Origin of the sequence: Microbispora sp. GKU 823, from assembly GCF_002027145.1 — a bacterium.
Taxonomy (GTDB): Bacteria; Actinomycetota; Actinomycetes; order Streptosporangiales; family Streptosporangiaceae; genus Microbispora; species Microbispora siamensis.
In genome coordinates, this window is sequence record NZ_MWJN01000169.1 from 1 (window position 1) to 10,602 (window position 10,602).

The 10,602-nt window shown below is 71.7% G+C and carries 6 protein-coding genes and 2 pseudogenes; all 8 read right to left on the bottom strand.

Annotated features, from left to right (window positions below):
- A partial coding sequence (locus B1L11_RS42675) for a DUF742 domain-containing protein (protein ID WP_179155580.1) occupies positions 1 to 335 on the bottom strand: 335 nt, incomplete at its 3' end.
- 118 nt (positions 336 to 453) lie between these two features.
- Entirely contained in the window at positions 454 to 867 is a 414-nt protein-coding gene (locus B1L11_RS42680; RefSeq protein ID WP_205825907.1) for a roadblock/LC7 domain-containing protein, read from the bottom strand.
- A 1,345-nt stretch (positions 868 to 2,212) separates the two neighbouring features.
- Positions 2,213 to 4,129: pseudogene (locus tag B1L11_RS46245) on the bottom strand (nitrate- and nitrite sensing domain-containing protein); the annotation flags it as partial.
- A gap of 383 nt (positions 4,130 to 4,512) precedes the next feature.
- Positions 4,513 to 5,096, bottom strand: a pseudogene (locus B1L11_RS42690) (ATP/GTP-binding protein).
- Positions 5,077 to 5,436: a DUF742 domain-containing protein gene (locus B1L11_RS42695; RefSeq protein ID WP_030510865.1), complete on the bottom strand. Its 360-nt coding sequence runs from the start codon at positions 5,434 to 5,436 to the stop codon at positions 5,077 to 5,079. The pseudogene B1L11_RS42690 and the gene B1L11_RS42695 overlap by 20 nt, the downstream one beginning before the upstream one ends.
- A gap of 15 nt (positions 5,437 to 5,451) precedes the next feature.
- Positions 5,452 to 5,871: a roadblock/LC7 domain-containing protein gene (locus B1L11_RS42700; RefSeq protein ID WP_079320862.1), complete on the bottom strand. Its 420-nt coding sequence runs from the start codon at positions 5,869 to 5,871 to the stop codon at positions 5,452 to 5,454.
- 15 nt (positions 5,872 to 5,886) lie between these two features.
- Positions 5,887 to 9,081: a nitrate- and nitrite sensing domain-containing protein gene (locus B1L11_RS42705; protein ID WP_179155581.1), complete on the bottom strand. Its 3,195-nt coding sequence runs from the start codon at positions 9,079 to 9,081 to the stop codon at positions 5,887 to 5,889.
- 228 nt (positions 9,082 to 9,309) lie between these two features.
- A partial coding sequence (locus tag B1L11_RS42710; RefSeq protein WP_143737957.1) for an ACT domain-containing protein occupies positions 9,310 to 10,602 on the bottom strand: 1,293 nt, incomplete at its 5' end.

Genomic DNA, 10,602 nt, shown 5'->3' on the forward strand with positions numbered 1-10,602 from the left:
ATGTCCGCGATCACCACGCGAACCACACCCAGCGGAATCCGCAGCAACGCCGACACCTCGGCCACCGACCGCACCTGACGGCACAGCGTGCTGATCGCCTGGCGTTCCGGGGTGAGCGTGGAAAGGTCCTGGTGCATCACCGTGGCGGAGGACACGAGTGCCTCCATGGCGAGCTGGAGCCGCGGTGCCGTACGCCCGCCGGTGACGGCGTACGGCCGCACCAGCGAGCTCTGCTCCGTCGGCGCCGGCGTCGGGACGGGGTTCGTGCCGCCGTACTGCCGGTGGGAGTCGTCCACCGGCGGATAGGCCTCGTTGTTCCAGCCGCCGCCTGCCACAGCGTCCTCCTGACCTTCTCGCTCTCGCTCCGGAACCCGGCGGCCAACCCGGCCGCCCGCTCAGGGCGTCTTCCCCGATCTGTCCTCCACCGCGTGCCTCACTTCGCGGAGTCTTCCGTCACCGCGGGTGGGACGCCTGGAGCTCGGCGCGGACCGCGGGAGTCAGCACCTGACCCGCCCGCTCCACCAGCAGCGTCATCTGATAAGCCACCAGACCAAGATCGGAATCGGCCGCCGCCAGCACCGCAAGACAGGACCCGTCACTGATCGACATGATCAGCAACAACCCCCGCTGCATCTCCACCACCGTCTGCGTCACCGGGCCACCCTCGAACACCCGCGAGGCGCCCTGGGTCAAGCTGATCAACCCGGCCGCCACCGCCGCCAGCTGATCCGCCCGGTCCTTGGGAAACCCGTCCGAGAACGCCAGAGGCAACCCGTCCGCCGACACCACCACGGTGTGCGCCACACCCGGCACGTTGTTCACGAAGTCCGTGATCAACCAGTTGATGCCGCGAGCGGCCTGGCTCATTTCCCTCATCAGTCCTCCTTCTCACTGTCCTGGGCATCGGGCATGCCCAGGGCCGCCGCCCCGGGATATCCCTGGTCCTCTCCGGCCTCCCCGCGAGCGACCGCCCGGCCCTGCCGGATGCCCTGCTGGAAGCTGGAGAGCCTGCTGCGCACCCGCTCGGGCGAGAGCACGGGGCGGGGCGACGGCGGGGCGCCGCCGCTGCCGCGGAGGGCTCGGCGGAGGGGGCGGAAGGCGTGGCCGAGCCGGGCACCAGGTTGGCCTTGGGCACCCGCTTGGGCAGGCCCGACGAGGTGACCCCGCCCAGGGCCGGCTCGCTGGCCGCCTTGGCCGCCTGCCAGCCGGCGTCCGCCGGGGACGACCAGGACGTCCTGGTGTCCGCACCGGTCTCGCCGTCGGAGTCGCCCTTGTCCGCCGGGATGTCGACCTTCTTGAACCAGTCCGACTCGACCGCGGCGAAGATCGGGAGGAACTCCTCCTCCGACTCCAGCGGCGAGGTCCGCACCACCGGCAGCGGGCCGGTGTTGTCGTCGCCTTCGAAGGAGCCGCGGCCGGTCCGTCCTGGCCAGCCGGCGCCGCCGTCCTGCGGGGTGCCGGGCCAGGAGCCGCCTCCCGGAGGGGGCAGGTGGCCGGGCCAGGGCGTGTCCACGGGGGCCTCGCCGACGTGACCCCGGCTGAAGGGGTTGGTGTCGAAGGGGCTGGACTCGAACGGTCCCGAGTCGAAGTTCGTGGTCTCGAACGGGTCTCGCTCGGACGACGTCTTCTCGGACGGCGCGTCGAACGGCGCCTTTTCGAAGGCCGCCCGGTCGAACGGTCCGGACTCGAACGGGCTGCGGGCGAACGGATCGGGCTGCCCGCCCTGACCGAAGCCGCCGGTGTCGAAGGGGTTGCGGGCGAAGGGGTCGGACTCGCCCGGCCGCCCCGCGCCGCCCGTCTCGAACGGGTTGCGCGCGAACGGGTCGCCGTCGGCGCTCCGGCCCGGCGGCTCGAAGGGGTTGCGGGCGAACGGGTCGGGGTCGAAGCCGACGGTCTCCCGCGGGAAGGACTCGAAGGGCCCGCGTTCGAAGGGGTCGGCGCCGGGAGTGCCGACGCCGGGCGCGTCCGCGCCGAACACCGGGGTGCGCGGCGGGTTCTCGAACGGCGTCGGGCTGGCGAGGGCCGGCGCGTTGCCGAACATCGGGGCGCCGAACTGCGGCCCGGTTCCGACCGCCGGCATCGGGCTGGTCAGCTCGGGCTGCGGCATGCCCGGCACGCCGGGGAACGCCGGGCCGGCGTTGGCCAGCAGCGCCTCGGGCAGCAGCACCATGGCCGTCAGGCCACCGGTGTCCTGCTGCCGCAGCTGCACGCGGATGCCGTGACGCAGCGCCAGGCGGCCGACCACGAACAGGCCCATGCGGCGGGACACCGACACGTCCACGACCGGCGGGTTGGCGAGCCGGTAGTTGGTCTGGGCCAGCTCCTCGGGCGTCATGCCGATGCCCTGGTCGCTGACGGAGATGATCAGGCCGCCGCCGTCGATGCGGTTGCTCGACACCGTGACCTTGGTGTCGCGGGGCGAGAAGGAGATGGCGTTCTCCACCAGCTCGGCCACGAGGTGGACGACGTCGTTGACCGACTGGCCGACGACCGACGCTCCGGCCTGCACCTGGATGTCGACGCGCTCGTAGTTCTCGACCTCCGACAGCGAGGCGCGCACGACGTCGACGATGGGCACCGGCTGGCCCCAGCGGCGCGCGGGCTCCTGCCCCGCGAGGACCAGGAGGTTCTCACTGTTGCGGCGCATGCGGGTCGCCAGGTGGTCGAGCTTGAACAGGTTGCCGAGCCGCTGCTCGTCCTGCTCGCCCTGCTCCAGCCCGTCGATCAGGGACAGCTGGCGTTCCACCAGCGTCTGCGTGCGCCGCGACAGGTTCACGAACATCGCGTTGACGTTGCTGCGCAGCCGGGCCTCGTCGCCCGCGAGGCGGATGGCCTCGCGGTGGACCTCGTCGAAGGCCCGCGCGACTTCACCGATCTCGTCGCGGCCGACCACCTGGATCGGGACGATGGGCGGGACCTCTGCGGCGTCGCCGGCTTCCCGCAGCTTCTGGACCGTGTCGGGGAGACGGCTGCCGGCGATCTCCAGCGCCTCGCTCCGCAGCCGCCGCAGCGGGCGGACGAGCGAGCGGGCGACGCCGGTGGTGACGAGCAGGACCGCGATCAGCAGAAGGGCGACGGCGACGGCCACGATGATGGCCCGCTGCTGCTCGTCGTCCTTGAGCGACTGGCTCCGCGCCACGATGGAGGAGGTCAGCTTGGCCTCGACGGTGCGCATCCGGTTGATGGGCTGCGACATCGCGTCGTACCAGAGGCGGGTGTCGTCGCGCACCGACAGGTCGAAGCCCTTGAGCGGGAAACCCGCGTTGGCGCGGTCGAGCACCAGCGTGCGGATGAACTCCGCCTGGTCGACCTTGCCGCCGGTGACCGTGTTGTCGTAGTCGGCGCGCTCCTCGGCGGTGGCGCTCTTACGGAAGGCGCGCAGCTCGGTCTCCTCTGCGGAGACCGCGCCGAGGAAGTTCTGCAGCTGGGTCTGCTCGAAGCGGGCGTTGGGCAGCACGGTGGTCAGCAGGCCGCGCTGCATGGAGGCGTTCTCCTTCGCGCGGGCGAGCGAGGCCAGCGTGACGGACGAGGCGGCGAGCCGGTCGTCCTGCGTGCTCTTGGCCAGCTCGTCCTGCAGGGCCAGCAGGGTGTCGATGACGAGGGTGTACTGGTCGATCACCGCGCTCGGCTGCAGGTTCCCCTGCATGGCCTGGCTCCGCAGAACCTCGACGCCGTCGAGCTTGCCGATGATGTGGTCGATCTCGTCGGAGGCGCGGCTGCTCACCTTCGTCCTGATCTCGTTCGCCAGGTCCCGGACGGCGGTGGCCGCCTTGTTGGTGAGAAGGGTCTGCGCCTTGACCGCGGCGGTCGCCTTCGCCGGGTGACCGAGCGTCGCGTTCCAGGCGGCGCGGTCGCGCTCCGACTGCAGCTCGTGGGTGAGCCCCGCGACCTTGTCCACGAGCCGTGCCAGGTCGCTGATCTGCTGGTACTCGGACGCGGTGTTGACCGAGGTGACGACCCGCAGGCCGCCCAGCAGCAGCGCCGCCAGGGTCGGGATGAGGATCAGCGCCACAAGCCTGGAGCGCACGCGCCAGTTGCGCAGGAGGAAACGACTTCCCTCGTCAGGCTCCTGCTCAGCCGGAACCCCGGTCCCGGGGCTCTCGTCGGTCCGGGGGTCTTGTGTCCTCACAGGCTTTGCAACCTCTCGCCGTATGTGCGCACAGGGGGGAGTGTCTCAGCACGGATGGGGCTGGCGTGACGTGCGAGACGTCCTGCAGGCGAGGGTAATTGCAGCACACCGACACCAGGGAGGCCAACCGAACACCCGTGCACAAATAGCCTAGACAGGCATGTAGATGATGTTATTTGGTTAAATATCGGGTCGGCATCAATACCGAATTCTGCCCTGCCGGGTAGGCCCAGGTCCCGGGGATCCGGCCACCGTAGGCAAAGAATGCCACTCCGGCGTCGTCCCCGGGCCGGACGCCGCGAGGGCGGCACCCTCCGGGGTACCGCCCTCGCCGCTCCCGTCCGCGGGGCGCGGTCTGTCGGGAACACAGCTTTTTTTCCGGTTCAGTACTGTCTGCCGTACGCGGCCCGGACGGTCAGCACGTATTCGACCAGGCTGATGAGCGTGGACTTGACGGCTTCCCGCGAGCGCGCGTCCGTACGGACGATCGGGACGTGCGGAGGCAGCGACAGCGCCTCGCGGACCTCCTCCTCCGAGTGGAGAACTGCCCCTCCCAGCCGTTCATCGCGACGAGGAAGGGAAGCTGGGCCTCCTCGAAGTAGTCGATGGCCGGGAAGCAGTCGGCGAGCCTGCGGCTGTCGACGAGCACGACCGCACCGATGGCGCCGCGGACGAGGTCGTCCCACATGAACCAGAAGCGGTGCTGACCCGGCGTGCCGAACAGGTAGAGGATGAGGTCCTGGTCGAGCGAGAGCCGGCCGAAGTCCATGGCGACCGTCGTGGTCGTCTTGTTCGGCGTGAGCCCCAGGTCGTCGATGCCCGCGCTGGCGTCGGTCATCACGGCCTCGGTCGTCAGCGGCAGGATCTCGGAGACGGCACCGACGAAGGTCGTCTTCCCGACGCCGAACCCACCCGCCACGACGATCTTCGTCGAGGTAAGACCACGGCTAGAGCCTGCGTAGTCCACTGAGCACCCTTTCGAGCAGGTTGAGGTCTGGCTGTCCCTGGTTCAGCTGCGGCATGTGCAGGCGGACCAGACCCTCGTCGGCCATGTCGGCGATGAGCACACGGGCCACGCCTAGCGGGACCCGGAGCAGTGCCGAGATCTCCGCGACCGATCGTACGGAACGACATAGCATCATGATCGATTCCTGCTCTGGGCTGAGCAGGGAATAGTCATTGCTCTTCAAGGTCACCGATGATACGAGGGTTTCCATCGCCATGTGGTAACGCGGCTCGGATCGGCCACCGGTGACGGCGTACGGACGGAACAGAGGCTCGTCCTCTGTCCCGTCACGATCACGCACGGCCCTCTCCCCTGATCATCGCCGCGACGTCTGCAGCTCGGCGCGCAGCGCCGGAGTGAGCACCTGACCTGCCCGCTCGACGAGCAGGGTCATCTGGTAGGCCACCAGGCCCATGTCGCAGTCCGGTGAGGCGAGTACGGCCAGGCAGGAGCCGTCGCTGATCGCCATCACGAGCAGCAGTCCCCGCTGCATCTCGACGACGGTCTGCGTCACCGCGCCCCCCTCGAACACCCGCGAGGCGCCGACGGTGAGGCTGAGCAGGCCGGCGGCGACCGCCGCGAGCTGGTCGGCGCGGTCAGCCGGAAAGCCGTCCGATTGGGCCAGCCGCAGGCCGTCCGACGACACCACCACCGCGTGCGCCACGCCAGGCGTGCTGCCGACGAACTCGGTGATCAGCCAGTCGAACCTGCGTGCTTCCACGCTCAGCTCAGTCACGAGCCCTCCTCCTCTTTACCCGACCCTTCGGCGAGGCCCCCGGCCGTCTGGGCCCGGCCTCGCCTTACACCCTGCTGGAAGCTGGACAGGCGGTTGCGCACCGCCTCGGCCGAGACCGGGGGGCGCGGGGCGGCGGCGGGGGCGTCCGCGCCCACCGAGCCGGGCACCAGGTTGGCCTTCGGCGTGCGCTTCGGCAAGCCCGCCGCGGTCACACCGCCCAGCAGGGGGTCCCGGGCGCTCGCCGCGGCCTGGAAGCCGCTGTCGGCCCGGGATCGCCACCCGCCGGGGTTCCCGCCCTGCGCCTGCGGGGCGGCGACGGACCCGGAGGCGGGGGCGGAACCGGGCACCCTCGGGATCTCCCCGGTGCTCTCGCCGGGCTTGTCTCCGGCCTTCTCCGCGTCCTCCTCCGCGCCGGTCCGCGCCGCGGGCGCGGCCTGCGGGCCGGTGTCGGAGGGACGCCGGAACCACGCCGACTCGACCGAGGCGAAGATCGGCAGGTACTCCTCGCCCTGCTCCAGCGGCGACTCCTCCACCGACGGCAGCGGCCCGGTCGACGACGTCGGCTCCTCGGCCGCGAAGGCCCCGGAGCCCCCGCCGGGCGCCGGTGTGCTCCCCACCCCGGCCGGCCCGGTGCTCGCCGGCGAGAACGCCGTCGGCCCGGTGCTCGACGGGGAACCCGACTGCGGGAACGCCCGTCGGCCCGGTGGACGGGCCCCGCTGCGGGAGTCCCGTCGGCCCGGTGCTCGACGGAGAGAACGCCGTGGGCCCGGTGGGCAGCGACGGCCACGAGTGCTCCGAGCGGTCGTCACCGCTCTGTGGTCCGCTTTGTGATCCACTCTGTGATCCACTCTGCGGGAACGCCGAGGGCCCGGCGGGCGCCGGTGGCCACGACGACTCGGACTGCTCGCCGAACACCGGGCGGCGGGTATCGCCGTCCGGCCCCCTCCTGGGCAGGCCCGGCACCGAGTGCGGCCCCGAGTGCTCGGTGAACGCGCTCTCCCCGTACGTGTTCTCCGCGGGCGCGGGCGGCGCGTCCGCCGTCGGCGCGCCGAACGCGGTGAACCCGCCCGCACCGTTGCCACCGGCCCCGACTCCGCTGAGCCCGTTCCCACTGGGCACGTTCCCGCCGGGCCCGTTTTCACCGGTCATTGGTGACCTGCGGGACCCGATGCCGCCGCCCGCCGCGCCGCTGCCGGAGTTCCAGGGCTCGAACGAACCGCCCCCGGGCGCGGAGCCGAGCGGGTCCGGCCCGGCGAACGCCTGCCGGGCCGGCAGTCCGGCCGCCGTCTGCCCGGCGGGAACGGAGGGACGCGGCATCACGGGCTGGTCGGCGTTGGAGATGAGCTGGGCGGGGAACAGCACCATCGCGATGACGCCCGCGCCGTCGCCCCGGCGCAGCTGCACCCGGATGCCGTGGCGCAGCGCGAGGCGGCCGACCACGAACAGGCCCATCCGGCGGGACACCGAGACGTCGATCGTGGGCGGCTCGGCGAGACGCCGGTTGATCTCCGCCAGCTCCTCCGGCGACATGCCGATGCCCGCGTCGGTGACGCCGAGCATCACGGCGCCGCCCTCGACGGGGCTGCTGGAGACGACGACCTTGGTGTTGCGCGGCGAGAAGGCGATGGCGTTCTCGACCAGCTCGGCCAGCAGGTGGACGACGTCGTTGGCGGCGTGCCCGGCGATCGCGATCGTGCGGGGGATCCGGACGACGACCCGCTCGTAGTCCTCGACCTCCGACAGCGAGGCGCGGACCACGTCGACCAGCCGGGCGGGCTGGCTCCGCTTGCGCGGCGGCTCGTGACCGGCGAGGACCAGGAGGTTCTCACTGTTGCGGCGCATGCGGGTGGCCAGGTGGTCCAGCTTGAACAGGTCTGCCAGGCGCCGCCCGTCCTCCTCGCCCCGCTCCAGGCCGTCGATGAGCGAGATCTGCCGCTCCACCAGCGTCTGCGTACGGCGTGAAAGGTTCACGAACATCGCGTTGACGTTGGCGCGCAGGCGGGACTCCTCCGCGGCCAGGCGCACGGCCTGCGTGTGGACCTCGTCGAAGGCCTGCGCCACCTCGCCGATCTCGTCGGTGCTGTCGACGGCGATCGGCTGCACGTGGGACTCGCGCCCGGGGTCATCGGACTCGCGCATCTGCCGCACGATGTCCGGCAGCCTCCGCCCGGCGATGTCGAGCGCCTCGGCCCGCAGGCGGCGCAGCGGCCGGACCATCGACCGCGCGATGAGCACGGTCGTGGCGAGCACGAGCACGAGGAGTGCGAGGATCAGGCCGCCGGCGATGAGGGCGTTGCGCTGCTCGGCCGACTGCAGGTCACGGGCGCGGTTCTGCACCAGCTCGGACACGCGGCCCTCGACGGCCGCCATCTGCTCGATCGCCTTCGTGCTGTCCTGGAACCACTGCTGGGCCGTCCTGTCCCTGCCCCGGTAGCGGCTGAGGGACTGGTTCTGCAGGCCGAGCGTGAGCGCCCACGACTTGGTCAGCTCGCTGTTGACCACGTCCTTGTCGCCGAGGAGGGTGACCAGGCGGCTCGCCTCGGCGGCCGGGGCCTCGGTGTAGAACGTCGCCAGGTAGCTCTGCTGGCGCGACTGGGAGGCCAGGAAGTCCTGCAGCTCGAACGTCGTGAAGGTCTGGTTGCGCTCCAGCAGCTCACGGGTGAGGGTGGCCCGCTGCAGCGCCGCCTCCTCCTTGGCGTGGGCGAGAGCGCTGAGGGCGCGGAGGTTGCCCACGATCGCGGCGTTGTCGTCGTTGTTGCCCAGCTCGTCGTGCAGGCGCAGGACGTTGGCGATCAGGGCGCTGTAGTCCTCCGGCGCGCCGTTCTTGCGGATGCCCGCGAGGCTGGAGATGCGGCTCGTGAGCTGCTGCGCCTGCTCCACCGCCCGCGTGCCGTAGTCCGCGTCGATGTTCTTGAGGTCGGCCTTCACCTGCTGGATCAGCGGGTCGACCGCCGCGCGCTGCTGGGCGCGGGTCACCTCGGTCTCCCCGTCGATGTTGAACTTGCGGCCGCTGGTGCCGCCCCAGACGGACAGGTCGCGTTCGAGAGCCAGTTGCTCGGCCAGATCCCGCAGGTGCACCGAGTATTCCGCCGCCGACCTGGTCCGCTGGTAGGCCGTCAGGCTGTCCATCGAGCCCACGACGCGCACGCCGGCGAGGAGCACGGCCACGAGCGTCGGAGCGACGATCAGCGCGGTCAAGCGTGTGGGCACTCGCCAGTTGCGCGGCGAGAGACGACTCCGCCGCCTGCGGTTATCGGTATTCGACTGCTCCATGCTCACCGGCCCCGCCATCGTTCGGCCTGCCTTCACGCGTCTGGACAGCATGAAGTGACACAGCTGTATAAGCGGGGACAATTCGACCACAAGGTCACGACGGCGAGCGGCCCTACCCCTGCCGCAGCACCCCAATTGTTACCAAGAGGTGAGGATCGTTACCCCTCATCTGAGGGCCGCGAGCACGTGCTCTCGCACCTGGATTCGCTGCTGCTCATCGAGGATGGGACGGCCTGTGCGATCCGCCACATAGAAGACATCCACCGCTTCTGCGCCCAGAGTCTCCACACGCGCGGCTCGTACGTCAAGACCGCACTCGCCGAACGCCCGGCCGATCCGCCACAGGAGTCCCGGTCGATCGTGCGCCCGCACCTCCACCACGCTCGCGGTGAGCGACGCGTCGTCCACCAGGGTGACCCGGGGCGGCGCGACCGGCACCCTGGACGGGCGCATCGACCTCGCCCGCCGGGCCAGGCGCTGCTCGATGTCGAGCCGTCCGGCCAGGACGAGGCGCAGATCGGCCTCCAGCGTCGCGGGATCGGGCGGCGTGCCGTACTCGGGGACGACGACGAACTCGATGACGGCCGTCGACCCGGCGGACGCGGCGGAGGCGGAGCGGACCGCCATGCGGTGCGCCGCGAGCACGCCGGCCGCCCGCCACAGCAGACCCGGCCGGTCGGGCGCGACCACGGTGACCGCGCTCCCGTTCACGCGCACCGCGCCGCCGCCGTGCCGGGCGAGCGCCGCCTGCTCGGGGGGAAAGGGCCGGTGCGGGCGCGGCGGCGTGCCGGACAGCACCGACCGCACCCGCCGGACCAGGTCGGAGACCAGAGACGCCTTCCAGGAGTTCCACGCGGCAGGGCCGGTGGCGTTGCCGTCGGCCACCGCGAGCGCCGACAGCAGTTCGAGCACCTCCCTGGACCCGACGGCGTCGGCGACCCGGGAGATGGTGACCGGGTCGTCCAGGTCCCGCCGGGTGGCGGTCTCCGGCAGCAGCAGGTGGTGCCGCACCACGGTCGAGAGGATCTCCACGTCGGCCGGGGGCAGGCCCATCCGGGTGCCGATGTCCCTGGCGACGATCTCGCCCGTGGTGGAGTGGTCGCCAGGCCAGCCCTTGCCGACGTCGTGCAGGAGCGCCGAGATCAGCAGCAGGTCGGGGCGGGACACCTCGCGGGTGAAGGCCGCGGCCCCGGCGGCGGTCTCGATGAGGTGCCGGTCGACCGTGAAGCGGTGGACCGGGTTGCGCTGGGGGCGGTGCCGTACGCGCTCCCAGTCGGGGATGAGCTTCACGAGCACCCCGGCCTGGTCGAGCTCCTCCCAGACCGGTACGGCCGCGCGCCCCGCGCCGAGCAGGGCGACCAGCGCGCCGCGCGCCTCCGGAGGCCACGGCACGGGCAGCGGCGGCGACTGGGCGGCGAGCGCGGAGACCGTCGCGGGCGCGAGCGGCAGCCCGGCCTC